This is a genomic window from Sphingobacterium sp. UBA3549 (assembly GCF_002376635.1).
GTDB lineage: Bacteria > Bacteroidota > Bacteroidia > Sphingobacteriales > Sphingobacteriaceae > Sphingobacterium.
The window spans coordinates 1-25,275 of sequence record NZ_DFOE01000028.1 but is presented as its reverse complement, the minus strand read 5'-3'; the positions used below and the strand labels follow the sequence as shown (position 1 = coordinate 25,275).

Sequence of the window (25,275 nt, the reverse complement as noted above, 5' to 3'; positions counted from 1 at the left end):
TTTATAAAGATGCTCTATAGGCCAAGTTGCATACTGGCTTGGCCTTTCTTTGCTGATTATTGACTTTCTACTTACTATTTTATTACCATTTTGTTGTCTTTTTACCAAAGGAATAGCAAACAAATAGCAGAGAAACAGCAAACAAGTAGCAGAGAAACAGCAAACAAATAGCAGAGAAACAGCAGACAAATAGCAGAGAAACAGCAAACAAATAGCAGAGAAACAGCAGACAAATAGCAGAGAAACAGCAGACGAATAGCAAAGTAATAGCGAACCAATACGCCAGCAATCCCAAAGAAAGATCAAATATCAAGACACCAGGAAAGAATACACCGTCACATAGGGGCAATGCTATGCTATCCATCAGGCAAGGATTAACACAAAATCGGTACAGAAACGGTAATATGAGATTTACTTTTTACGCGATCAATTCTGGTACCTGATCCTCCTTATAAAAGATTTCGTTCCATTGTGCCAACTGGCACATAATGGGGATTAAGGCTTTACCTTTTTCGGTCAAAGAATACTCGACACGTGGTGGCAGTTCCTTATATTCTTCTCTAAGAATAACACCATCCTCCTCCAATTCTTTTAATGAGCTGGTCAAAACCTTGCGTGAAATATTTTCTATAAGTGCATCGAGCTGACCAAATCGGGCTTTGCGGTCCCGCAGTGTATAAATAATGACAGGCTTCCACCTTGTGCCTAAAATTGCCATCGAGCGCTGCATTGCACAGGAACAACTTTTAAATTCAGTCCTTTTCATTTGATATTTTGAGAATAGTTACACAAAGGTAACTAGTTTATACTAATAATAGTTACAAATATACACTATTTAGAATATCTTTGTAAAGATTTATAATTTAAAACAAGAAAAATGAGCATACAAACACTTTTTAATCCATTTGAATATAAAAATTTAAAATTGAAAAACCGCTTTGTCATGGCACCAATGACGAGAGCATTTTCGTTGGACGGAATTCCCGATAGTGCCGTAGCTGGTTATTATGAGCGACGTGCTGCTGGTGATGTTGGACTAATCTTAACGGAAGGTACAGTAATCGAAAGACCTTCTTCAAAGAATTTAAAGGACATTCCCAACTTTTATGGTGAACAAGCACTTACTGGCTGGAAGAACATCGTCGAAGCTGTACATAACAAAGGTGGCAAAATAGCGCCTCAACTATGGCATGTCGGTTATACCCCAATGCAGTGGACGCCACCTTCAGCATTTGAGGGTCCGGATACAATGACATTGGCTGATATTGAATCAACAATACAAGCATACGCGGACGCCGCCAAGTCTGCAAAAGAGCTCGGTTTTGATGCTTTTGAAATTCATGCCGCCCATGGTTATTTGATTGATCAGTTTTTTTGGGAGGGAACGAACCATCGAACTGACGAATTTGGCGGCAAAACCATTAAGGAGCGGTCTAAATTTGCAGTTGAAGTCGTTAAAGCGATGCGAAAAGCCGTAGGGTCGGAATTTGTGATTATCCTGAGATTATCGCAATGGAAACAACAGGACTATACTGCCAAAATCGCACCGACGCCTGCTGCGATGGAAGATTGGATTTCACCATTAACGGATGCTGGTGTTGACATTTTTCATGGAAGTCAACGCCGCTATTGGGAAGCGGAGTTTGAAGATAGTGATTTAAATTTCGCCGGCTGGCTTAAAAAGATCTCAGGACAACCCACGATCACGGTTGGATCTGTAGGCCTTGATAAGGACTTTGGCGAAGTATTTACAAACTCCGAATTCAAATCTTCTCCTGCTTCGCTGGACGAATTGGTCCGTCGGTATGAACGTGGCGACTTTGACCTTGTCGCCGTGGGAAGGGCTCTCCTGCAAGATCCAAATTGGGTAAAGAAAGTTCAAGCCGAAAAATACAATGAACTTTCTACTTTTGAAGCTAAAAGTTTAGCTAGCCTGTCTTAACAGGAATCTCTAATAACCACTTCACAAAAATTGCGTTATTACATTATAAATGATAGGGGTGAAAAATTGATTTTTAATCATTACTTTGCCCCTATTCATTTATCGCGACAGTTTCAGCAACTTGGCTCCTTAAATGTATCTAGAAACTTCATTCAATGCATGTAACCAATACTAAAAAATGATAACAGATACCAAAATATATATCATTAGTGGATTAGGTGTAGACAAGAGGGTATTTAACAAAATAAACTTTGGTTCGCTTGACATCGAATATCTGGATTGGATTACACCAATAGCCGAAGAGCCTCTGGCCACTTATGCAAAAAGGTTATCTGCAAAAATCACGGTAAAACAGCCCATTCTTATCGGGCTTTCTTTTGGTGGAATGTTGGCGATTGAAATTGCCAAAATCATCGCTGTCAAAAAAGTTATTCTCCTTGCTTCGGCTAAAGGAAGTCATGAGTTCCCATTGAGTTACAGATTAGCAAGCTGGCTGCACATCAATCGGTTGGTACCCAATAGCTTCCTAAAATGGCACAATTTTCTGTCGGACTATTTTTTTTGTATCCGAAGTAAAGAAGATTCTCTGCTATTAAAGCAGATTTTATTCGATACGGATCCACTCTTTATGGCCTGGGCAATACATGAGATTCTCCGATGGAAAAACAGATTTATTCCAAGTAATTTAGTCCATATACATGGAGACAAAGACCGTATTATCCCGATCAAAAGTCTAAAGCCCAGTTTTGTGATTAAAGGCGCTGGTCATTTTATGACGGTCACACACGCTGGCGAAGTTGAAAAGCTTTTAAGAGAAATACTGATCTAATTGCTGGGCATTTACTAAAATCACCTTACCTGAGATTTTTGGTATATAAAATCCAAGGGATTCCAAATCGGAACCATTTATTCGCTATAAGGATAGCTATAAAGAAAAATTATTAAAATTAAGACCATACAACTATAAAACTGTTTAAAGCTTCTTTTTATTAAAACAATAATTGCAGAAAGACAGTTATTTTATTAATGCATCTGCCGGCTATGAAGTTTATAACATACCGTTTTGTAACGCTGAGGGAATAAAACTGTTTAACTTAACACAAGAACATGCGAAAAAGGCTTCTTTTTAGTTTTCTATTATTTCACATCTTTTTTCTAAACATGAAGGCTCAACTTAATAATTCAAAACAACCACAACTAGAGATTGCAGTGGATTTGGGACCATACCGTCCCATTGGTGTAAGCGTTACATCCAGCAACCGGCTATTTGTTTCTTTCCCGAAACAAACTAAACATTTCAAGTATGCACTGACCGAAATCATCAATGGAAAACCGACCCCTTATCCTGATGCTGAATGGAATAAAAAAGGAATTGAGAATTCCCACTTTGTTAATGTACAGGATATCTTTGTCGATGCCGATGACAATCTCTGGGTATTAGATTCTAAGCCATCATCTGCTGGATCAATTTTTGGTAATGATGAAAAACCAACCGAAGGACAGTTCAAATTATTGAAAATCGACACAAAGAAAGATCAAATTGAACGTATTTATAGTTTCGACGACCTTGATAAAACCAAATCGGGTCTAAATGATATGCGCATTGATAGGGAGAAAAATTTAGCTTACCTCTCCGACCCCGGTCAGGCGGCCATTATTGTTTTGGACCTCAAAACTGGAAATAGCAGGAAGGCTTTAGCTGGAAGCCATTTTACGCTCGCTGATCCCGAAGTGATTTTAAGATACGAAGGTAATGATATGCGTAATCTGAACGAAAAACCTTTTTCTTCCAATGTGAATGGCATCGCCTTAAGTCACGACTTTAGATATTTATACTTCAAGCCGATCAATCAAACTCATTTATACTGTATCGCGACAGAATTTTTGGCCGATTCTACGTTAACGAAACAAGATTTGGAGGCGAAAGTTGAAGACAAAGGAGAAGTAGGTATCACACATGGATTACTGTCAGATATAAACGGAAATATTTACCTAACTTCATCCATCGATTATAGTATAAAATATTTAAGTCCTAATGGAAAACTGCATACCCTAGTTCAAGACCCACGCATATTATGGCCTGATTCTATGGGGATCGGCGAAGATGGATATCTTTATTTCTCTTGCCCACAACTTTTTAAGGATCCACAATGGAACAAGGGAATCGACAAGGTTGAATTGCCTTATTATATCTTTAAAGTAAAACTACCTAACTCAAATAGTGAGTCTAACAACAAATAAAACGATTAAATACAACACATTATAGGATACTGCTGTTTACAGAAGTGATATACCATGCACCGTTAAATATAACGGTGCATGCGTTGCAACTATCCATATTCATACGAACTCTTCCCCCCATGAAGTTGAACGCATCACGCCCCAACATTATTGATCATCAAAACGCGAGAATAGGCAAAATCTAAGTCCCCAAAATTCAACCAGCAGATCACAATACGAATAAAATGGAGCTAAAAACAGCTTAAAGGATACGTTCATTCCATCAGCACCAACGCGTGTCTATCAAAAATATAAAATTTTTAGTAAAAATTTTTAAACACTAACATTATTAGTATATTTGGTTATCAGTTTTAGACGCGCCTTTTATGGAACAGATTGCAACATATGACAATAAGGATTTACACGTTGGTGACATCGTTCGCTTTCATACCCCCTACCCCGATGAAGACCCAAATACGATTTTCATCGTACTGTGGTCATACTACGATCCTGAAGGGAAATCATCCAGAGCTGAGGTTGTTAAATATGACCCAAGTTCTAAACACTCTCCAGTTATTCAGAAGTGGTTTATACGGGACCTAGAAAGAATCCCCGAAGTAAGCCCGGAATTACTAAAACAGATTAAGCTATTCATGCAAAATAAACTAGGCAACGCTATTATCAGCAAGTTAGTCATCTAACAGATTTTATAAATCAGATTAAAAAAATACATGGAAAACAAATTTAAAGAGAAAAGAGTAACAATATCTAATTCCGTTTGGTCCGACTGGCGCGAACAACTTAGAGAAAGTGAATTAGCCGGCTTACAGCAAAGGCTTGAAAAACTTGAAAAAGAAATGTTGCTTGATTGGCTACAGTGGAATAATCCTAAAGGAAACTATACAGATCGCAAATGCATTGAAAATGGAGTACAGCAAATCTCTAAAAGCAAGGCTATCGAATATATATACAAAGAAATCTTACGCATCCACATGAAAAGAAAATATAGTGCCCTTTCAAGCACGCATGCACAACTTATGTTCAACAACTAAAATTTGGAATAATGGAATCTTTTATCAAACACATCATCGATCTCCAGCTGCCAAAAATTATAGCAATGGAATCGAATCGAAATGATTGGCGTTATCAGCTTTTAGGATTGAAGGATAAAATGCTCTTTGATAAATTAAAGTTGATGACTAGACAAGAATTACTTGGCTGGCTTCAATGGTACGATAACACTGGAACTTTCTTCGATCATGACTGCATACGGAGGGGTATCCCATTATTGACGAAAGTTCAGGCATTAGCAGCAGTTTACCAGCGAATTATGCGTGGGCATGAAGGCTGGGATGGTTATATGGGAACGGAATATATACGTAATCAAATCTTTTAAAGTGACGATAGCTTTAAATCGAAAATGCTTTGCCTACTGTGATATATTTAGCTAATGTATTCAGGTTTTCAATTGCTGCTCCAATGGTATTATTAAAATAAGTATATACCTCTTTTTCCTCTGCAATCCAACCATTTATATAGGTACTATATTCCTTCAATACACTGTCCGAATAGCTTCCCCTATAATCACCATCTGGCCCATGGAAGCGCATATAGATAATCTTTGTGTCGGTATATTGAAGACGCATTCCAAGAGTATCCTTATCATGGATCACCAAATGCATTCCATATGATTTTAAAAGAATCAGAGTTTCTTCCCTATACCAAGAGTCATTTCTAAATTCTACGCATACCTGCCAGGCCTCACTTCTCTTATCCTGACTGATGCAGTCCAATAGTTCAGTAAGCTTTCCAATGGAAGTAAATTTACATGATGGCGGTAGTTGTATAAGCAGACATCCTTTCTTTTGACTGACGGCATCAATAACGGAGAGAAATCTTACTACATCTTGTGGATCAAACCCGAGTTCCTTTTGATGCGTAATTCCTTTCCAAAGCTTAAAAGTAAATCGAAAGCTGTCGGCTGTTTCTTCGGACCATCTTCGGACAGTTTCTTCACGGGGAATTTTATAGAAAGAACTGTTCACCTCCAAAGAATTAAATAATAAGCTATATACGGCAAGTCGGCTCTTCCCCTCTAAATGCTCGGGATAAAAACTTCTATTTTTATAAGGCAAAAGAATACCACTTGTTCCAGAAAAATAAGAGTGTTCCATATCGTTATAACAATTGAACTGTATACAATGGTTCATTTTTCCGTCAAAAAAGATTCACGTTTTTACATAAAAAGTAATTGAATTGCATATAAAAAACAATTTACTTAAGTTTGGGTAACGGGATATTTAACAGCCGCTCTTTTCAGGCATCTCTTTTTCCTGCTTACAGGATGATAAATCAAGCATACCATCTCAATGAAGAAAAAATCTTATCTAATTAGTTTCATGATTATGGCCGTTTTGAGCAGCTGTAATGAAAATAACCAGAATAGCACCAATACCACTTCAAATTCCCAATCTGGACAGCCCGAGGAAAGTCCAACATTTACCTTTGACAGTATCAAACAGCACTATGCACTGGGAGAAGATCTGGTTTTAAAAATAAACCATGAGAAGAAGCAGAAATTAGACACTGTGGTCTATTACATCAATAATAAACAAATTGGACAAGTAAGTGGCAATGAGTCTTTCAAATATGCATTAAAACATGAAAAATTTGGCAAACAGATTGTTAAAGCAGTCGTGTTTAGTGATGGAAAACAAGAAGAAAATACAGTAAGTATAGATTTATTCGCTTCTACTCCTCCTCGCTTGCTCCAGTATAGCATTGTAAATATTTATCCACATGATATTAAAGCTTATACTCAAGGCTTAGAGTTTTATGGTGATAACCTGATCGAAAGCACGGGAAATGGTATTGGCCCAAGTGGAAATAAAGGTAAATCGAGCATTCGCATTACAAATCCTAAAACTGGTGCACCCATCAAGAAAATTGAATTGGATGATTCAATTTTTGGCGAAGGCGCCACTGTCCTAAATGGCAAATTGTATCAATTGACCTATAAGAATAATATAGCCTATGTATACGATATAAACACCTTAGCCGTTATTAGTACACTACCTTACTTTCAGCCAATGGAAGGTTGGGGATTGACTTCTGACGGTAAAAACCTATACATGTCCAATGGTTCGGATTACATTTATACACTCCATCCACATGACTTCTCAAAATTGGACTATATTCGTGCCGCGACGAACACAGCTATGATCGATCAAATCAATGAAATGGAATGGGTAAAGGGAAAAATCTATGCAAATTTCTTTATGGAAGATGTCATTGGACGGATCGACCCTATAACAGGTACTGTGGAGGCATTGGTGGATCTTTCCAAATTACGTGAAAATGTAACGCAACATGTCGATTTGGATGTACTTAATGGTATCGCCTACAATCGAAAATCGAACACCTTCTTTGTGACTGGCAAAAATTGGGATAAAATGTTTGAGATTAAGCTGATCGAATAGCTTTATCCCAAATGAGGAAAAAATATGGTATTATCGAATCATCTGACCTATGACTTCTCGCGTTAGGGCAACTCCTTCATTTTATTAAATCCTTCCGTTACCATTGGAACAATTTGTGGGGCGAATAGCTGAGATAAAATAGGTGTTTCGTGGTTATCTTTAGCACCAGTCCATTGTGCATATTTATTAGCTAAGAAATCCAATCGCTGTACAGAGGATAATTCAGGCAACGTGTAGTAGATACTCTTTTCACCTTCTTTTCCTTCCATTTGTACATATCTCCCCCTTGTAACGTTCAGGTAATTCCGTTTTTCAAAATCACGTAAGAAAGATTCATCTTCATCAGCACTATCCCATTTCGGATCACGTGGACAACAGACGGATCCATAACTTTCCTTCCTATAAACTGTCAGCATATTTTTAGGAGATACGGGTTTAAAGAAATCAAAGCCCGGATTGTCGTCACCTGAACGACGAATACTATCAACCCTAACCACACCGTCCTGTCTATTTATCAAATAATAAAAATTGGTCGTCGTCGGTTCTATACACATACCTTGTTTTGACGCCTGTTCAGCGATCTGATCATAAAATGCCCAATCTGGTACAATCAACACAAATTGTTGAAGATCGGGATAAAATTCATTTGCTCTTTTAAATAACTCCACTGGAATTCTAGCGTTCAAAAAGAAAATATAGGTAGAATCTGGAAGGATCTGCAAAGGAAGATCTATTAAATAACTCCCCTTTTTTTGGGTCACAAAACCATTGTCTATCATTACAACCTGACGAAAATATTCACGATACCAATCGGGATTCACTTCATCCGATCTCGTTGTATCCGCAAGTGAGTGTGGTGTTGGCGACGGTTTTATCAATGACTGCTGTCCCGTTATTTTACTCTTACAGGATGATGCCATCATTGATAAAATGATGAGCAAATACCACATATTTCTTTGTTTTATCATCGCAACATTAAGTTAAATATTTTACACTATTTTCCTGTCAAATCTCTATCCAAATGGATTCAAGAGAGACAATTGATCTTTGAGCAGACTTCTCCTCCCGTATTTAATCGATAATCACCATTTCATCGACGATCTGAACCTCGTAAAAACCATAGCTACCTTTTTACCGCTTTTGCTGCTTACCAACTCATCTGCACCGATTCTTATGCCCAAAATATCATTGTCAAAGCGCGTGCCGCATTCAATTATTGGCTATTTATTGACATCACGATCGCCATCCACCATGACCGGCTGCTTTACTGAATAACAATTTAGCGTATCAATCTTATTCTGCAAATAACATATTTTTAAAATTTTACTTCCTTGGCACTTTATATTCGCCATGTCTATTTTAAGATTCGCAGCCGATTAAATAATCCTTACGAATCAGATGGCGATATCTTATTTTATGCAACTTTGAAATAAAACAGCCCCATCGTTTCGCTTTAAAATGACCAAACTCCCAAAATTTCTTTAACATTTTCATAAAAAGCGTTGAATCTATCAATATTTACACGACATTTAACATAAAACACTTTGTTTCTTAAAAAGAATTACAGAAATTAGAGGTATAAACCGAAGAAATTATGAATAATAGACCTTTAAACGGAATGACTATCGAAGAGTTGCATAACAATAGAAAAACTACACTTGTAGTCACTTGGATGCTAACCATTATGCTCTTTATCTTATTGGGTATGGGAATATATACATCAATCGCAAAAGGATTTAGTGCACTAATGGCCATTCCCTTTGCTTTATCCCCAATTGCAATTCTCAATTTCAAAAGAGTAAAAGAAATCAATGAAGAGCTCAAAATAAGAGAAGCTCACTAAAATAATAATGAAACAGCTTACGTTATTTATCCTGTTTATATTCGCTTCGGGTACATTATTTGGTCAGGAGATAAGTAAATCAACGACACAGACTATTACGCAATCGGGAATAGGCCTTGGATCAGTCATTGCCGTCGTCACTTCTTGGGACCGTAATAGATCAATACTTTTAGCTTTAATTCACGGAATACTCGGATGGTTATATGTCATCTATTTTGCATTTACTCGTAGTGAATAAAGATTTACAATCAAACATGCAGCTCCATGCTTACTTCCAATACAGATTTTGTCATTGAGGAAATCAAAGAATCTAGTGACATCTTAATCAACGAACTTACCAACCTAACTTTTAACATTGTTCAAGGAGGCGCCTCTGTCGGTTTTATGGATGACTTGACGGTTGAACAGGCAAACAGATTTTGGACCGAAGTGCTGGATAAGGTCAAACAGCATAAAACTGTATTAATTGTTGCCAAAAATAACGTGACAAATCAGATCACAGGAACGGTTCAATTGCAAACGGATCTTCCTTCTAATCAAGCACATCGTGCAGACGTTGCAAAATTGTTAGTTCATTCTGACTTTCGGAGAATGGGCATTGCACAGAAATTGCTTCAGCGAATTGAAAAGATAGCCATTGCTCTAAATAAGACACTCATGGTACTCGACACGGTAACGGATAGCCCTGCATATTTTATGTACCAAAAATATGGCTGGACTATTGTCGGTGATATTCCCAATTACGCACTTCTTCCCAATGGTTTGCCATGTAGTACAACCTACTTTTACAAAAGCCTGAATAATCCGGCCTAGCAAACAAACAGCCTCCAAATTCATTAACTATTCATTTGAAGGCTGCTCTTAAAAAGATCTACGTAAATAGGAATAGTGCTACTTATTTTTGTACCACACCGGTCCCGGTCTCTCGCCCATTTCAAACACTAATGTAGCACCAGACATAATCTGTTCGTGTGTAATATAACTTGTTTCAAGCGGTTTACCGTTAAGGGTAACCGCTTGAATATAAATATTGGATTTGCCCACCTGATTAGCTTTCACAGTAAATTTCTTTCCATTGGAAAGCTTCAATTCGGCTTTTTCAAACAGAGGCGTGCCGATTTCATATTTTCCACTGATAGGATCTACCGGATAAAAACCCAATGAGCTGAATACATACCAAGCTGACATCTGCCCACAATCATCATTTCCACTCAATCCAGCAGGTGTATTTAAATAAAGTTTATTCATAACCTCTGCAGCATATTGCTGTGTTTTCCAAGGCTGTCCAACGGCATTAAATAAATAGAGCGCATGGTGGCTTGGTTCATTACCATGCGCATATTGACCAATCATTCCTGTGCTAAAAATTGGAAGTTTACTGGTATCCGAAGGATGAAATGTGAACATACTATCCAACTTCTGGGCGAAACGTTGGGTCCCACCAACAAGTTTAATCAATCCAGGGATATCATGTTGGACAGACCAGAAATATTGCCAAGCATTACTCTCACAGATGTGTGCACTATAGTCCTCGGGATCAAATGGGGTAATAAATTTACCTCTACTATCCCGGGGTTGCATAAATGAAGTCGACGGATTATACACATTTTTGTAGTTCTGCGCTCTAGCCAAAAATGTTCCTGCAATCTCTTTCTTTCCCATCTTATCTGCCATCATGGCGATACAGTGATCATCATATGCATATTCAAGTGTCCTTGATAGTGACCAGTTTTCAGCATTATACTCATCCTTGACATCATAAGGTACATAGCCCAATTTTTTATACAGTCCTATGCCTCTATAATTGTCGATATTTGCTGTCGCAACGCAGGCTTCTAATGCTTTTGAAACGTCAAAATCACCGATTCCTTTTAAATATGCATCTACAATTACAGGAATTGCATGATTCCCGATCATCATATCAGTTTCACTTCCATAAATATTCCATACTGGCAGTCGGCCATTTTGTTCATAAAAAGCGATAAACGACTTAATCATATCGTTTACACGATTAGGATCAATATAAGTAAATAAGGGATGGGAAGCTCTATAGGTGTCCCAAAGAGAAAACGTGCTGTAGTTGGTCCATCCTTCAGCCTGATGTATTTTTCGGTCAGCCCCCATATAACCACCATCAACATCACTAAAAATCGTCGGTGCAAGCATGGAATGATATAACGCTGTATAGAATTTGATCTGCTCTTCTCTGTTTTTGGTTTCGATGGCTACCCTGCCCAATTCCTTGTTCCAATTTTGCTCTGCCTCTTTCAAATAATAGTCAAAATCATCTTTTGGAACTTCTGCTTTCAAATTTTTGGACGCACCTTCCATGCTTACACCCGAAAGTGCTGTGCTGAGCGTTACCTGTTCTCCATCGGCAGTTTTAAAATCAAATCGGGCTTTATATGCTGTACCAATTCGCATTGCTTTCTTGGCTGTTGAATCGGCTCGTGATAATATTTCCGTACTGTCAATATGAACAGCTCTAAAAGGCTTGGAAAAACGAGTTTCAAAATAAACACGTTGTCCTCTGGCCCAACCTTCAGAAAAACGATAGCCCCGAATAGTCACAGAATCTACCACTTCGATGCGTGAATCTGTAGTCGCATCCCAGTTCATTGCTTTCTTTAAATCTAAAAATACGGCAGATTCTGCCTTTGGAAAAGTATAGCGCTGAATGCCACAACGTGCTGTTGCCGTCAGCTCTACATTGATATCATAATCAAGTAGTTTCACCTGATAATATCCTGCATGTGCTTTTTCGTCTTTATGGGAAAACTTAGAATGTATACCAAGAGGAGCTTCCGCTTCGTGGTAGGGCAATGTTACCGGCATGAAAGATATATCGTATAAGTCACCCGCCCCCGTACCGCTTAAATGTGTATGGCTAAAGCCAGAAATTGTACTGTCGGGATAAAAGTATCCGGAAATACGGTCCCAGCCAGGCAGCCCGTTATCTGGACTTAGCTGTACCATCCCAAAGGGCAATTGTGCACCTGGATACGTATTTCCGGTAAAGTCCGTTCCGATAAAAGGGTTTACATCCGTTGCATAAAAACTTTTATCAGAACTTTTTAGTGAAGCACAACCAATTAAAGACAAAAGGCTTGCGCAAACCGCATAATTAATATATTTCATTGTGTAAATCAGTTTTCAATTTAGTTGGCTTATCTATCTATTTCCAGTAACTATTAGAATATCCTTGCTATTGACTAAAGTTTGGTGACTGATTTTAAATCCATTGAATGGTTTTCCGTCGATAACTATTTTTTTGATATATTCACCACTACCCAGTTTTTGGCGTCTTATGGTTACTTTATCGGCATGTGGATAGAATTTCTTATCGAGCTGAATAGTTACCTTATCAAACACAGGGGTTACAACGGTGTAATCTGGTCTACCCGGGCAGAAAGGATAAATCCCGATCATGTTCATGAGTGCCCATGTAGACATCGTACCGGTGTCATCATTACCAGGTATACCACCGGGGCTATTGGTAAAATGTTTTTCAAGTATTTCTTTAACTAACTTTTGGGTGCGCCATTCTTCGCCTTTAATTTCTGAGAACACGTGTGGATACAGCATATCCGGTTCGTTTGTCACGTCAAAATATCCCTTATCGAACGTTGCCTTAAGCCGATCTACAAATTTTTGCTTTCCGCCCATCAATTTCACCAAACCAGGAATATCAAACGGGATTGCAAAACTATAGTTCCAAGCATTACCTTCATGGAAACCATGATTAGGTTCAAAATTGGCGCCCATCAATGGGCTAAATGGACTTAAAAACTCGCCGTTAGGAAGAATAGGTCTGAAAGTCCCATACTCCGAAGAATAATAATGTTTATATCCTTGTGCTCGCTTAGCAAAAAGCTGAGCATCTTTGGTTTTCCCCAATGATCCGGCCAACTGCGCTAAATTCCAATCAGCAACATAATATTCTATCGCATGAGATACGGAATTATCAAATGAATCGCGCAACGGAACATACCCATACTTCACATAATCCGCATTGTCAGGCCTAATTTTATTTGTTGAGTCAGTTGTAGTGGCAGATTTCAAAAATGCCTCGTAAGCTGTATTAATATCAAAATCCCGAATACCTTTCATCCAGGCATCAACGATCACAGGAACTGCGGGATCGCCATCCATCGTATAGCTTTCTCGGCTATACAATTCCCATTTGGGCATCCAGCCGTTTTCGTTATACATATCGATCATGGAACGTATCATACCAACCTGCTTATCCGGATAAACCAACGACATAAGCGGCTGTACATTTCTATAGGTATCCCATAGTGAAAACACCGTATAACGATTATGATCTGCTACCAGAGTCTTCCTGCTTTCCATGGCGGGATACTCGCCATTCACATCCTGTAAAACATTAGGATGAATCATGGCATGATATAGTGCTGTATAGAATACTGTTTTCTGATCTTCCGTTCCTCCCTCTACCTGTATCTTCGACAAGGCATTATTCCATTGCAAAGAAGCCTGTTGATGCGTTTTCTCAAATTCGAAATCAGCCTGCTCAGCTTCCAGATTTTTACGGGCATTATCGACACTCACAAACGACACGGCAAGCTGAACTTCTAAACTTTCATTCTCTTGCACATCAAAGCTAAAAAATGCACCAAGATCATCTCCAGAAAGCTGATCTGTATAGTCTGTGAAAATTTTATATTTTCCAGCATCCTTATTCCAGTCATTTTCCCATTTTTCTCCCGCACGCTGAAATTTCCAGTAACCTCTTTTCGCGGGCTTTTTATTGACACGCATGACAAAGAAAATTGGGTAAACAGCCTGATTATTACTATAACAAAAAGAACCCAACAACTTAGACCCTTCTATTTCAGTATCACTCACATAACGAACCGTTGCTCCCGTTTCATTTGTTAAACCTTCGCCCAAATTAAGCAGGATATTTGCCTGTCCTTTTGGAAAAGTAAATTTAGAAACACCTACACGGGTTGTTGCTGAAACTTCCGTTTTAATGCCATATTTCTTCAATACGTTGCTGTAATAGCCTGGATGGGCAACCTCCTCCGTATAGGTACTCCCATATTGATGATAATCAACCTCCAGTTTTCCTGAGGTTGGCATTAACAACAAACTTCCCATATCTGGGCACCCTACTCCACTTAAATTGACATGTGAAAAACCTGTAAAATAACTATTACTATGTTCATAGGGAGTAGACCACCATCTTGCATCCTTATCAAATGTGTTAAGGGATGATCCCATTACATTAAAAGGGGAAACATTCATCAAACCGTTGGGCACCTGAGCTCCCGGATTAGTAGTTCCATAATTGCTGGTACCTATAAACGGGTTTACATAGTGTACAGGAAGTTTTTGGGCAGAAACATACTGCCATAGGAATAATCCTAAAAATAAAAAATGAATAAATTTGATCATATAATCTTTATAGGCGGCTTTGCAAATCGCTTTCGTTGAAGCAAACACCATAGGCCGCGCATTTTAGCGTGTACCTACAATACTACAGATAATCAGAAAGATTTACAAATCTTAATGACCGTTATATCGATGATTTTACGTTTGTTAATAGGTTTTAGCATGATTAAAATAAAAACATCAAGCAAAGCTATTCATTCCCGTCAATAACAATAAAAAACCTGAAGCGGGGAACTTCAGATTTTTACTAACTAACCAATTATTAACCTAAATTATGAAACTACTATTATAACGCCATACATAATTGTTTGTTATCTGGCTGCCATGGTTTAACTAAACTTTAACAAATCGGGGGTTATACCGCTATCAGCCTCCACACAATTAAGTCAATCTGCACTCGCCATTGAAAGGTATTTGCTTATTGAAATAATGCCAACTGTTAATTGGGTATAACTCCTTTTTCTAAGGTAAGCTCCTCCTTTTTAAAATGAAGAAGCTCCAACTTAAAAACACGTTAAAGAATTTTTATTTCATTCCTTGCAGTTATATAAATATTTTAAAAGTGGACTTCTTATATCATCAATCAATTTTCCTCTTCCTTCGGCATGTATTTTACAATGAACCAACTCAACCTATCAGATGCCTAATAATCATTTGCTTATGGTATTGCTAAATTTCAAAAGATAATCTAAAAATCGAGATAGGTGTAGGAATCAAAAAAACAAAGTTTATTATTAAAATCTGTGAAAGACTCGGGAATAACGAAAATTACTATTGGCTATTCGAATCCAATAAGTTATATTTATACAATTATTTGCTTTAAAACTATTAAAGATAATAGTATTTTTTTTGTATTATCATAATAAACGATATTCTACCCTTTTGTGTAGAAACTTGTTTCATTGCTGGATAACGATTTAATGTTTTGAACAGGTTTGGATATTACTTTGACGATGATTAAAAAAATAAGGATAGGAATATAAAAAGGCCTATTTCCAGCGTTTCAATTTAGATTACGCCGTTATTTTTGTAATTTACACGCCATAACAACATCGAATTACGTGCTATTCAAAAGCGATTACGGATCATCTTTCCACTTTATACTATGAAAATTAAGATTGAAGATTTTTTCAAGCCGATACAAGTAAAAGACGACTTTAGCAAAGATGATTATGAGATCGTCGAAGCCTTTATTAATTTTGCAAAATCCCTAAGCAGATTAACCTATCAAAGTATATATTTAATTGATTATTCAAAGAAAAGCTTTTTATTTGTTTCTGATAATCCTATCTTTCTATGTGGAAGCACCCCTACGGAAGTAATGCAGCGAGGCTATTATCACTATGTTAATAATGTACCTGAGAGCGATTTACATTTATTAAAAAAGATTAATGATATCGGTTTCGATTTTTTCGGAAATTTAGATGCCGAAGACCGCCTTAAATTCTCGATATCTTACGATTTCCATTTAAAACAACCCGGTAATAAACCTCTTTTAGTCAACCATAAACTAAAGCCTTTACTTTTGGATAAGTTTTCCAATCCTTGGATCGCACTTTGCCTCGTTTCGATTTCTTCCCACGCAAATTCGGGAAATATTCGATTTAAATCTGATGAAGATGGACGACAGTTTGAGTATGATTTGGATAAAGACCTTTGGGTGGAAACTGCTCGTATTAAATTAAAACCCCGCGAAAAAGATATTCTTCTCTTTTCGGCCCAAGGTCTTACGATGGATCAAATAGCCAATCGGCTATATGTATCAATTGATACAGTGAAATTCCATAAAAAACAGATATTTTCAAAATTAAAAGTGAAAAGTATAACAGAAGCTACAGCATTAGCTATTGAATTATCGCTTTTTTGATTTTACTTGTTTTTTTTTTGATATAAAAGCATCTGGTCAGACATTTCAACAAATTTTTGGATATCCATATTATTTTCTTTGCTAAACTGGGAATACTTATTCTTTTCTACAAAAGCTTCCAGCCATTCCGATTTAATATAGATTGGTAGCGTCTCAGAGTACAAATAAATAATTGGGTCTGCAAGCTGATAAGATTCGATTTCCAATTTCCGAAGTGTATTGACTACTTTGCGATCGCATTCGGCTATGACTAACCCGTTACCAAGCTTATATGGGGCATAAAAGGCATCAAAAAGCATTTTTTTTAGAATATTGATCCTATTACCTATTATCTTTCCAGAAATAACAAAACGTCCGATATGCCAAAAATTAGTTACATTTGGGATTAACAAACTTTCCGTAGTGATAAAAAATAATTTTTGAATTGGCAAACTTGTTTCCTTATCCCAAAATGTAATTCTAATAGATGCCTGAATACTGTGATCAAGCTTACTTCGAAGAACATAGTAAATAGAACAATCAAAAAACGTGTAATCCTCTGCTATTAGTGACTCAAAGTCAGACATATAATCCTCTTCAGAGTAACTAGCTAGTTTATAATGCTCCTTGGTCGTTACTAGATAAAAATGTATAAGTTCAGAAAGTTCGTTCTTATTAAGCTTGGTGAAGTAATAATTTTCAGGCGTCCAGTTCATGAAGATGTTATTCGATATGCGATTATAAAAATAAATACTTTTCGTTTAAATTCCCACAGCAGCAAATTTACTAAACACGCGTTTTATTGAACGAATGTTTTTTTCAATTATATTAAGTTTACCTCATTATTGATAAATAATAGGAATCCGGGAAGAATTTAATTGGTTTTGTGGTTGCCAAATTAAACACTACTTGACTGACCATCCCAGCCACCAGGTATAAACCTATTGATAGCTGTGGCGGAGGAGAAGTCAATGCTATTTTACCATATTCTGCCAAAAACTCCTCAAACCATTTCGTCTCAATATCTTTTGCTTTTAAGCTATCCACAATAAATTTACCGACATTTAATTCAAAAGTCTGATGTGCTTTTTCCAACGACTGCAGATTAAGGCCTTCAGGCGGAAGAACAGTTAAAAATCCTGCCCAACCTAAATTATATGGATGTACTACTGGTATATTTCTTTTGGCCATATATTGGTCAAAAACAAAAGGGATATCAGAAGAAAAATCCAGCGCATTAATGGCAACCTTGAAATTGAGATCGATTTCATGCAAGTTGTCCTGATTAATAAATTCAGGAAACACGGTTATATTGGCTTTTGGATTAATTGCATACAAACGATCCCGTAAGGCTATTACTTTCTTCACACCAATATCCTTATTTGTGTAATTTTGACGGTTTAAGTTTGTCAATTCCACAACATCTCCATCAGCAATTGTTAAATTTTCGAAACCCATGCGTAATAAGCATTCTGCGATATAACTTCCTATTCCACACCCCCCGATTAATACATGAAAATTTTTGATACGTTGTTGATCCTCTTCTTTAATGTGTATGTTATTCCGAATATACCTCAAATCCATAGCTAATAATTCAATAATTTTGTATCACATAAAGATAGAATTATAATTTATAATATTTTATTAAAGAAATTGCTTAGCAATTTCTTTAATAAAAACTTCGTTCCAAATTCGTGGAGTTTGTCGTTATTTTTAAATATAAATCACTGAAAATGAAAAGTTAAATGAATACCTTTAATAATATCAACTTATAAAAAATGGATAATACAAGAATATATCGCATGACATTTGCCGGCGTATATCCGCTTTATATACAAAAGGCTGAAAGAAAAGGACGCACCAAAGAGGAGGTCGACGAAATTATATTTTGGTTAACCGGTTATAATCCTGTATCGATAAAGCGGCTAATTGCGGATAAAACTGACTTTGAACACTTCTTTGAACATGCGCCATGTTTAAACCCGAATTTATCGAAGATTAAGGGTGTCATCTGTGGCTATCGGATTGAAGAGATTGAAGACCCGTTGGTTCAAAAAGTTCGTTATCTCGATAAATTAATTGATGAATTAGCTAAAGGTAAACCCATGGAAAAAATTTTAAGAAAATAATTTTTATCCCACTACCTTTGGAATATTATTTAGACACCACTTCTAAATGAAGCAATGAGTAATATTTCAAAACCGTGGTGCGCTAAATTTTATATAAATTGATCATGGAAAAACAGATAAATGCAGGTGAATTTGTAGATCGTTTTATGACTGGTAGTCTGGAGCATCTCCGCTATCAACAATCACCGATCAAGATATTTCAGCTAAGTGAAATTGCACCTTATATTAAATTTCCAACGCCACCTATTTTCTTGGGTTACAACCTCCTTGTTCATATTACCGAAGGATATTTTAAACATCAGATCGGCGCCAAAGAATATGTTGTACAGGCTCCCGCAATTCTTATTAGCAATTACGGCAATATCTCAACTATAAAGTCTGTTGATAAATCTGCGAAAGGACATTGCGTTTTGATTAACGACAATGCGATGACTTCCATTTTCAGGGAACAGGAGATTTTGAATATCTTTAATATTTCACCATTACTTAATTTAACAGTACAAGATAGTATCGATCTACAGGAACTTTTTAGACTGCTGTATGACGAACTGCTTTCAGAATTACCTTATAAAGAATTGTTTGAAAATTTATTAAAATCGGCAATTCTAAAAATCATCAAACTTTCTTCCTCTAATCAAGCGCTCAATCGGAGGCAGGAAATTGCAATGATGTTCAAACAACTTGTACACAAAAATTTCAAAAAGCAAAAAAGTATCGCATTTTATGCGGACAAACTCGCAGTATCTACAAACTACCTTAATCGCTGTGTATTTTCGGTTTTCAAAAAATCTTCCAAAGAACTCATTCTTGAAGTGCTGATTATGCACAGTCAATTTTTATTATTTGAATCCACCAAAAGCATTGCGGATATCTGTTATGAATTGGATTTTTCTGATCCTTCTTATTTCTCACGCCTTTTCAAAAAAATTGTTGGTGTTTCTCCTACTTCTTATCGAAACAGAGCGACTTAGATTTTCAATATGCACGATTTGTCCTATCTTTTATACGCAAGTACACAAGCGAATCAAATTGATTGCAGTTAATTTTGTGTGAGTGATTGCAGCAAAAGAGAAGTTTAGTTCAGTAGATACTATTTCTTCTTTTTGTTTCGATCGACATTGGTCCATCATTTGATTTTATATTTTAAAGATGCTTAAGGTTTCAGAACACAACAATATAACCCAAGATTTCGATTTGTTTATTGCGGATTTCAAAACGAGGCTATCAAGCTTATTCCATAAAGAATATGATTACAACTCGATCAGTCTAACGCGCGGGCTACCGCCTGAGTTTTTGGCTGAAATCATGAAAATGCAACCCTTATCGGTTGCTATCCCCGAACATCACGGTGGTCGAGGCCTTCATGTAAAAGAATGTCTGGGTGTGCTTGCTGCCGCTTCTTATGAGTCATTGTCGCTATCTCTGATCTTCGGTATTAACATTGCTTTATTTTTGGAGCCTTTCGCTAAATATGGCGACACATTACTTCAGGAGAAGGTATTCCATCAATTTTTGGAAAATCAAGCCATGGGAGGACTAATGATTACCGAACAAGCTTACGGCAGTGACGCCCTCAATATGCGAACATCTTATCAACAAAAGGATGATAAGTATTTTATAAAGGGTGAAAAACACTGGCAGGGTCTTACTGGTGCGGCAGATTTTTGGCTCGTGACTGCACGTAAGAAAAATGAAAATGGAGAACTGGTAAGGGATATAGATTTTTTTGTAACGGAGAATGCTTCGGAAGAACAGAAGATAGTGGTCACAAAAAAATACAATAGCCTTGGCCTATACGCAATCCCCTACGGTGTTAATGACATCGACATCAATGTTCCTACGAATCACAAACTAAATCCTGAGAGCACAGGGATTAAATTGATGCTAGATACGCTTCACCGCAGCAGACTGCAATTCCCAGGCATGGGTATGGGCTTTATAAAACGCATGTTGGATGAAGCCATGAAGCATTGCTCAGAACGTCGCGTCGCGGGTATTAGCTTAAATGAATTAGACTCAGTTAAGTTTCAGTTGTCGCGCATACAGGCGGCCTTTACATTGTGTTCGGCAATGTGTTCATATAGCGTATCGATCAGTTCCATCAATAACGACCTTTCCGCTCATGGTGTAGATGCCAATAGTGTGAAAGCGTTTGTGACAGACTTAATGCATGAAGCTGCACAAATTTGTGTGCAATTATCAGGCGCAAATGGTTACAGATTGGACCATGTTGCAGGCCGTGGCCTCATTGACAGCAGACCTTTCCAAATCTTTGAAGGATCAAATGAGATGCTTTATTCACAAGTCGCCGAAGCCATAGGTAAACTTATGCGTAAAACTAAAGAAAGTAATTTATTGTCTTTCTTAAAAAAATATAGCGGAACTGAATTCGCGGCACCATTTTTCTCATCAATTTTAAATTTTGATTTCCCCCTCCAGGCAAAACAGCGAGAACTGGTGACCCTTGGAAAGATAATCGCCCGCGTCATTTGTTTTCAATATGTTTTACAGATTAACAATGCAGGTTTCAATGATAAGATGACAGAAATAACACGTCAGCATGTTAGCATGGATATTTATATGTTTGTAGGCCAATTATCAAATAATAATAATGCGGAACCCCTGTTGAACTATGACGATAACACAGATTGGATGAAGTTCACTTCTTAATCAAGGGCTGTGCTAACTAAATCAACCGTTTTTAGCGAGATCAAGTAAATTGCATGAAGCCACTTTCTAAAAAGTGGCTTCATGCGTTATATCGCTGAAATATCCCATTCCCAAACACTGTGGTAATGTCCAATCGCTTCGGTATAGGCGATAAATTCGCGATAGAAAGGATGTGAACCAATTGTGGCACTGTCCCCTATTACCACCAGTTTCTTCTTCGCCCTAGTCATTGCAACATTCATCCGACGCACATCAGACAAAAAACCAATCTGCTGCTGGGCATTGCTTCGCGTCAAACTAATATAGATAACATCTTTCTCCTGGCCCTGAAAACTATCGATTGTCTGTATTTTAATGAAATCAGCGAAAGGTTTCATTCTCTCATCCTCCTTAAATACTTCATGCAGTAAAGAGACCTGTTTGCGGTAAGGTGCAATTACCCCAACACTCAAAAACTCGTCATTTATCAAGGAAGCTGTCCACGCCCCCATATGAACGCCCAGATGAGCAGCTAGAAAATGGGCTTCCCCTACATTGAAGATTGCGCCGTCGATTTCCGTTTCTTCAAACCCTGCTCCCGCTGTATCAATAAATACCACGGGCTCAGAATCTTCTTCTAAGCTCCAATGTGCGACTGCGCTATCGGCCCTCAATAAACCATTATATAAAGCCATGGAAGGGTATTGCATAATTTTCTCGTTCATTCGATATTGTATATCCAGCAAAGAAACTAATTGTGGATTACGTTCCACTAGCTTTTCGAATAATGTGTGGCTCAAGCCATCACGAGATAGTTTACGAGATTTTACTGTGGGCGGCAATTGATTGTGATCACCTGCCAGAACAAGTCGATGTGCTTTTAATATCGGGATCCAGCAAGCGGGTTCCAGTGCCTGCGCAGCCTCATCTATAATGACTGTTTCATAAATACGATTTCGGATAACCTCGTGATTCGCACCGACCAAAGTCGCAGTGATGACTTCTGCTTTGTTCAAAACATCTGTGGTGATAAAATCTTGAATCTGATCGACCTCCCTTCTGATCCGGTAAGCTTCATTAAACAATGCTTTTCTTTGTTCTCGTTCCGTCTTTCCAAAATTCCGTTTATACTTTTGAGCCATCTCTGTATAGGCACGGACTTGTTTTTGAAGTGTTTTAATATCCTTATTTGCGGCATGACTATCAATCTTTGCATCCAGTGTCAATTCCTGGAGATGCTCAGAAACCTTTACAGGGTTGCCTATTCTTACTACCGTAACTCCAGCAGCGTCCAAACGTTCCGTCAACAAGTCAACCGCCGTGTTGCTAGCTGCAACAACCAACAGCTGTTTGCTGTGTTTTTTTAATAATGCCTTCACGGCCTGTATCAATGTTGTTGTCTTTCCTGTCCCCGGCGGGCCGTGCAAAAGTGCTAGCGTATCTGCTTCCAATATCTGCTGGACTGCCTTATTTTGACTCACATTCAAGTTAGGATGGGCAAAGAACGCTTCATTGGATTTAATTGGAATCAATTCTGCTCCGATTAACTTTCGTACGAAACCTCCCTGCTTCGTATCTTGGCTCAATTCCCGACCTTTCTGCAACGCATTGAACATTTCACGATAAGAATACTCATCAAATAATAAATCAATACCAAGCTTTCCTTTCCTGCTCCATTCAGGCAATTCATCTACACGAAAGGAGATTCGCATCCCCTCTCTATTTATTGAGGATATGATACCATCTATTCGGTCATGCTCGGGGTTGTGATTCGAAAATAAGGATACTGGCATACCGAAACGAAATTTGTGATCGATGTCATAATGGTTGGTTCTGTTTAAACTAACAGATAAATAATCCCCTCTTCCAAGCTCCATATCGATTATTTGAACCGGAAACCAGGTAACACCTTGCATCCGTCGTTCATTTAAGCTACTTTTCAATAACAAAGTCTCGTGCTGTAATCTGTCAAATTGCTGTTCTTCACGTAGTAAAGTGATAAGTTCGTCGAAATAATTCATACTTGGATATCCAAATTGCACCAGCGCAAAATAACTGTTTTTTCCCTTATTTGAATCATTTGAACACAAATTCTCTCCATCTTTCATCAAATACCATTGCGCGCAATTTATATGTAGGTCACAAATTCATATTTATTTACTATAATTGAAAAACAAAGCATTTTACGCTTAAAGTATTCATAAAAACAACAATTAGATGAACGAAATATTCCTACACGACAACGATCAGCAATGGACAGACTTAGGCGAAGGAATTATGCGAAAGATACTCGTTTTCAATGAGGAGCTTATGCTGATGAAAGTCCGATTTAAAAAGGGGGCCATCGGTATACTTCATCAACATCCACAGACACAAATTTCTTATGTCAGTGCTGGAAAATTCAGATACCATATTAATGGGGTTGACCGCATCCTAAACGCAGGTGATTCTTGCATCATTTATTCGCAATTGGTTCATGGATGCGAATGTCTTGAGGAAGGAGAACTGATCGATTCATTCACTCCTTACCGCGGAGATCTTATTCAATCCACATAAAAACATTTTAATCAAACGTTGAAGAAGCAATAATAATTTCGTCCCAACGTTAATAAAACAACATTAAAAATATGATTTCAATTCTTTCGGCTAATATCCGTGTACTCCTTGTTAGTTTTTGTTTGAGTATTGGATTTCTATTTCTTTCCCCATCTATACATGCGCAGGATAAACCTCTCCTAATAGAGAAAATCAATTCGAATTTATATCTTTACACAACCTTTAATACCTTTGAAGGCAACAAATATGCAGCTAATGCTGTATACTTAATCACAAAAAAGGGTGTTATCCTTTTCGACACTCCATGGGATTCTACACAATATCAACCTTTATTGGACAGTATTAACCAAAAACATAATTTACCCGTTATTGCTATTTACGCAACACATTGGCATGAAGATCGTGCAGGTGGTTTTGCCTATTACAACCGTATTGGAATTCCCACCTACGCAACAAAAATGACGAATGATCTATTAAAGGCAAATCACAAAGCACAAGCAGCCCATCTTGTCGACATCGATAAAACCTACACAATCGGTGGTCAGTCTTTTGTAGTGAACTTTTTTGGTGCCGGACACTCCATGGACAATGTGGTTATCTGGTTTCCTAAATATAAGATTCTGGACGGCGGCTGTTTTATAAAAAGTGCTGAAGCCCGCGACCTAGGATTCACGGCAGACGGGGACATAAAATCATGGAAACCATCCTTAGCAAGGCTGATGACAAAATACCCACAAATTAACATGGTTATTCCCGGACACGATGCCTGGAGAGATAAAGGCCAAATAAAACGAACAGAAATGCTTCTAATAGAAAAAAGGTAATACATTTTTGGAGCTTCGGTAATCGATCTTCACTGCGGACAATTGGAGCAGGCTATTGGTAATAAGATATCTTCAGCAAACTTACTTGTTTACAGTATAATAAGAGACTTTGCAAAGTATTCGACGGGGCAAATTAAAATCTTCGCTTAATGTACAATTGGATTTTAAAAAAAACAACGTGATAACAGCGTAGAAAAAAACAGCATAAAAGTAAAAAAAGGACTATGTTTATCCAAAAAAGTGCTATATTAGCGACACCATATAGAAGCAGGGGCATTAGCTCATTTGGCTAGAGCGCTTCGCTGGCAGTGAAGAGGTGATCAGTTCGATCCTGATATGCTCCACAGAAAAGAAGCTGTCCGACAAGGG

Annotated in this window: 24 protein-coding genes and 1 tRNA gene; 17 read left to right on the top strand and 8 right to left on the bottom strand. The window is 37.5% G+C overall.

Going from position 1 to position 25,275, the window contains the following annotated elements; all coding sequences use genetic code 11:
- Nucleotides 1-418: 418 nt before the first annotated feature.
- The gene (locus B2W36_RS13660; protein WP_293881164.1) at nucleotides 419-766 is read right to left on the bottom strand and encodes a winged helix-turn-helix transcriptional regulator; all 348 of its coding nucleotides are present in this window, start codon (nucleotides 764-766) and stop codon (nucleotides 419-421) included.
- Between the two features lie 111 nt (nucleotides 767-877).
- Between B2W36_RS13660 and B2W36_RS13655 the strand changes: the two genes are divergently transcribed.
- The 6 genes from B2W36_RS13655 to B2W36_RS13630 all read left to right on the top strand — a co-directional run bounded on the left by B2W36_RS13655 (nucleotide 878) and on the right by B2W36_RS13630 (nucleotide 5,558).
- A complete protein-coding gene (locus B2W36_RS13655) occupies nucleotides 878-1,942 on the top strand; it encodes an NADH:flavin oxidoreductase (protein ID WP_293888205.1) in 1,065 nt (354 codons plus the stop codon).
- Between the two features lie 178 nt (nucleotides 1,943-2,120).
- A complete protein-coding gene (locus B2W36_RS13650) occupies nucleotides 2,121-2,771 on the top strand; it encodes an alpha/beta hydrolase (protein ID WP_293881168.1) in 651 nt (216 codons plus the stop codon).
- 332 nt (nucleotides 2,772-3,103) lie between these two features.
- Nucleotides 3,104-4,183, top strand: a complete 1,080-nt coding sequence (locus B2W36_RS13645; RefSeq protein WP_293888203.1) for an SMP-30/gluconolactonase/LRE family protein — start codon at nucleotides 3,104-3,106, stop codon at nucleotides 4,181-4,183.
- Nucleotides 4,184-4,548: 365 nt separating this feature from the next.
- On the top strand, nucleotides 4,549-4,863 hold the full coding sequence (locus tag B2W36_RS13640; protein ID WP_293881172.1) for a hypothetical protein: 315 nt from the start codon (nucleotides 4,549-4,551) through the stop codon (nucleotides 4,861-4,863).
- A gap of 30 nt (nucleotides 4,864-4,893) precedes the next feature.
- Complete coding sequence (locus B2W36_RS13635) at nucleotides 4,894-5,214, top strand: hypothetical protein (protein ID WP_293881174.1); 321 nt, start codon at nucleotides 4,894-4,896, stop codon at nucleotides 5,212-5,214.
- Between the two features lie 11 nt (nucleotides 5,215-5,225).
- On the top strand, nucleotides 5,226-5,558 hold the full coding sequence (locus B2W36_RS13630) for a hypothetical protein (RefSeq protein WP_293881176.1): 333 nt from the start codon (nucleotides 5,226-5,228) through the stop codon (nucleotides 5,556-5,558).
- Nucleotides 5,559-5,571: 13 nt separating this feature from the next.
- On the opposite strand, the gene B2W36_RS13625 is transcribed toward B2W36_RS13630, so the two are convergent.
- Nucleotides 5,572-6,336, bottom strand: a complete 765-nt coding sequence (locus tag B2W36_RS13625; RefSeq protein ID WP_293888202.1) for a DUF72 domain-containing protein — start codon at nucleotides 6,334-6,336, stop codon at nucleotides 5,572-5,574.
- Between the two features lie 195 nt (nucleotides 6,337-6,531).
- On the opposite strand from B2W36_RS13625, the gene B2W36_RS13620 reads away from it, so the two are divergent.
- The gene (locus tag B2W36_RS13620; RefSeq protein WP_293888200.1) at nucleotides 6,532-7,641 is read left to right on the top strand and encodes a glutaminyl-peptide cyclotransferase; all 1,110 of its coding nucleotides are present in this window, start codon (nucleotides 6,532-6,534) and stop codon (nucleotides 7,639-7,641) included.
- A gap of 62 nt (nucleotides 7,642-7,703) precedes the next feature.
- On the opposite strand, the gene B2W36_RS13615 is transcribed toward B2W36_RS13620, so the two are convergent.
- Nucleotides 7,704-8,609, bottom strand: coding sequence for a hypothetical protein (locus B2W36_RS13615; RefSeq protein WP_293888198.1), 906 nt, complete (start codon nucleotides 8,607-8,609; stop codon nucleotides 7,704-7,706).
- A 626-nt stretch (nucleotides 8,610-9,235) separates the two neighbouring features.
- Here B2W36_RS13615 and B2W36_RS13610 point away from each other — a divergent pair.
- The 3 genes from B2W36_RS13610 to B2W36_RS13600 are packed head-to-tail and all read left to right on the top strand — an operon-like array spanning nucleotide 9,236 to nucleotide 10,297.
- Complete coding sequence (locus B2W36_RS13610) at nucleotides 9,236-9,484, top strand: redox-active disulfide protein 2 (RefSeq protein ID WP_209575907.1); 249 nt, start codon at nucleotides 9,236-9,238, stop codon at nucleotides 9,482-9,484.
- 7 nt (nucleotides 9,485-9,491) lie between these two features.
- Nucleotides 9,492-9,722 (top strand): hypothetical protein, encoded by a 231-nt coding sequence (locus B2W36_RS13605; protein WP_293881256.1) that lies wholly within the window; start codon nucleotides 9,492-9,494, stop codon nucleotides 9,720-9,722.
- Nucleotides 9,723-9,748: 26 nt separating this feature from the next.
- On the top strand, nucleotides 9,749-10,297 hold the full coding sequence (locus B2W36_RS13600) for a GNAT family N-acetyltransferase (protein WP_293888197.1): 549 nt from the start codon (nucleotides 9,749-9,751) through the stop codon (nucleotides 10,295-10,297).
- Nucleotides 10,298-10,375: 78 nt separating this feature from the next.
- On the opposite strand, the gene B2W36_RS13595 is transcribed toward B2W36_RS13600, so the two are convergent.
- Nucleotides 10,376-12,622, bottom strand: coding sequence for a GH92 family glycosyl hydrolase (locus B2W36_RS13595; protein WP_293888195.1), 2,247 nt, complete (start codon nucleotides 12,620-12,622; stop codon nucleotides 10,376-10,378).
- 33 nt (nucleotides 12,623-12,655) lie between these two features.
- Nucleotides 12,656-14,905 carry a GH92 family glycosyl hydrolase gene (locus tag B2W36_RS13590; protein ID WP_293888193.1) on the bottom strand — a complete coding sequence of 750 codons (2,250 nt, stop codon included), beginning with the start codon at nucleotides 14,903-14,905 and terminating at the stop codon, nucleotides 12,656-12,658.
- A 1,102-nt stretch (nucleotides 14,906-16,007) separates the two neighbouring features.
- Here B2W36_RS13590 and B2W36_RS13585 point away from each other — a divergent pair.
- Entirely contained in the window at nucleotides 16,008-16,769 is a 762-nt protein-coding gene (locus B2W36_RS13585; protein ID WP_293881264.1) for a response regulator transcription factor, read from the top strand.
- A gap of 2 nt (nucleotides 16,770-16,771) precedes the next feature.
- Here the strand turns inward: B2W36_RS13585 and B2W36_RS13580 are convergent, their stop codons facing one another.
- Both B2W36_RS13580 and B2W36_RS13575 read right to left on the bottom strand, forming a co-directional pair.
- Nucleotides 16,772-17,464 carry a hypothetical protein gene (locus B2W36_RS13580; protein ID WP_293888191.1) on the bottom strand — a complete coding sequence of 231 codons (693 nt, stop codon included), beginning with the start codon at nucleotides 17,462-17,464 and terminating at the stop codon, nucleotides 16,772-16,774.
- Nucleotides 17,465-17,582: 118 nt separating this feature from the next.
- Nucleotides 17,583-18,332 (bottom strand): ThiF family adenylyltransferase, encoded by a 750-nt coding sequence (locus tag B2W36_RS13575; RefSeq protein ID WP_293888189.1) that lies wholly within the window; start codon nucleotides 18,330-18,332, stop codon nucleotides 17,583-17,585.
- Nucleotides 18,333-18,526: 194 nt separating this feature from the next.
- Between B2W36_RS13575 and B2W36_RS13570 the strand changes: the two genes are divergently transcribed.
- From B2W36_RS13570 to B2W36_RS13560, 3 genes are all read left to right on the top strand, one after another.
- Entirely contained in the window at nucleotides 18,527-18,877 is a 351-nt protein-coding gene (locus B2W36_RS13570; protein WP_209575922.1) for a DUF2200 domain-containing protein, read from the top strand.
- 104 nt (nucleotides 18,878-18,981) lie between these two features.
- Nucleotides 18,982-19,848, top strand: a complete 867-nt coding sequence (locus tag B2W36_RS13565) for a helix-turn-helix domain-containing protein (RefSeq protein WP_293881272.1) — start codon at nucleotides 18,982-18,984, stop codon at nucleotides 19,846-19,848.
- Between the two features lie 178 nt (nucleotides 19,849-20,026).
- Nucleotides 20,027-21,547, top strand: coding sequence for an acyl-CoA dehydrogenase family protein (locus B2W36_RS13560; protein ID WP_293888187.1), 1,521 nt, complete (start codon nucleotides 20,027-20,029; stop codon nucleotides 21,545-21,547).
- 86 nt (nucleotides 21,548-21,633) lie between these two features.
- Here the strand turns inward: B2W36_RS13560 and B2W36_RS13555 are convergent, their stop codons facing one another.
- Entirely contained in the window at nucleotides 21,634-23,547 is a 1,914-nt protein-coding gene (locus B2W36_RS13555) for an AAA domain-containing protein (protein ID WP_293888185.1), read from the bottom strand.
- A 196-nt stretch (nucleotides 23,548-23,743) separates the two neighbouring features.
- Between B2W36_RS13555 and B2W36_RS13550 the strand changes: the two genes are divergently transcribed.
- From B2W36_RS13550 to B2W36_RS13540, 3 genes are all read left to right on the top strand, one after another.
- On the top strand, nucleotides 23,744-24,082 hold the full coding sequence (locus B2W36_RS13550) for a cupin domain-containing protein (protein WP_293881278.1): 339 nt from the start codon (nucleotides 23,744-23,746) through the stop codon (nucleotides 24,080-24,082).
- 71 nt (nucleotides 24,083-24,153) lie between these two features.
- The gene (gene bla / locus B2W36_RS13545; protein WP_293888183.1) at nucleotides 24,154-24,906 is read left to right on the top strand and encodes a BlaB/IND/MUS family subclass B1 metallo-beta-lactamase; all 753 of its coding nucleotides are present in this window, start codon (nucleotides 24,154-24,156) and stop codon (nucleotides 24,904-24,906) included.
- A gap of 270 nt (nucleotides 24,907-25,176) precedes the next feature.
- Nucleotides 25,177-25,250: transfer RNA gene (locus B2W36_RS13540), tRNA-Ala, on the top strand.
- The last annotated feature ends 25 nt before the right edge of the window (nucleotides 25,251-25,275 follow it).